This is a genomic window from Vibrio sp. 10N.286.49.C3, from assembly GCF_041469545.1.
Taxonomy (GTDB): Bacteria; Pseudomonadota; Gammaproteobacteria; order Enterobacterales; family Vibrionaceae; genus Vibrio; species Vibrio tasmaniensis_A.
In genome coordinates this window covers 1-560 of record NZ_JBFRKT010000062.1, presented here as the reverse complement: position 1 = coordinate 560, position 560 = coordinate 1, and the positions used below count along the sequence as shown (strand labels likewise).

Genomic DNA, 560 nt, shown 5'->3' with positions numbered 1-560 from the left:
ACTGTCGATGTGATGCCAGTGCAAAGTGCAGATGGTGCAACAATCACTCAGTTCGTTTATGACGGACAACTTAGAACACTGGTTCAAACAGATACTGGTGAGCAGCGGTTCGGTTTCACTGAAGGGACGCTAGTCATCACCCTTCAAGGTGAAGTGCGTTTTGAACCCAATAGAAATTTAGATCATACGAACAACGAAGACATCGTTAAAACAATCGTAGTGACGTCAAGTGACTTTGATAAAGATCCGGTGACATCTACTGTGAAGTTGACCATCACCGATGGTGATATTCCAACGATTAATACCATTCCAAGCGTCACGCTATCAGAATCTAATCTTATCGATGGTTCGGCAGCAAGCAATGCTCCGGTGAGCCAAACTGAGACTATTCAGTTTACTAATCAAAGTGATAATGTCACCAGTTTCCGCATTGATCCAAGCTTATTTAATACCAACGATACACTTAAATCTAATGGGTTGGTCGTTGAGCTTAAAGCCGATCCAAACACGACTGGGGGGTACATCGGCTTTGTGAAAGACGGAGCTAACCCAGAGGTTCC

1 protein-coding gene is annotated in these 560 nt (G+C 43.9%); it reads left to right on the top strand.

The annotated features are described in order from the left end of the window. The coding region (locus AB4180_RS21305; protein WP_133151858.1) for a hypothetical protein at nucleotides 1-560 on the top strand (560 nt) is incomplete at both ends.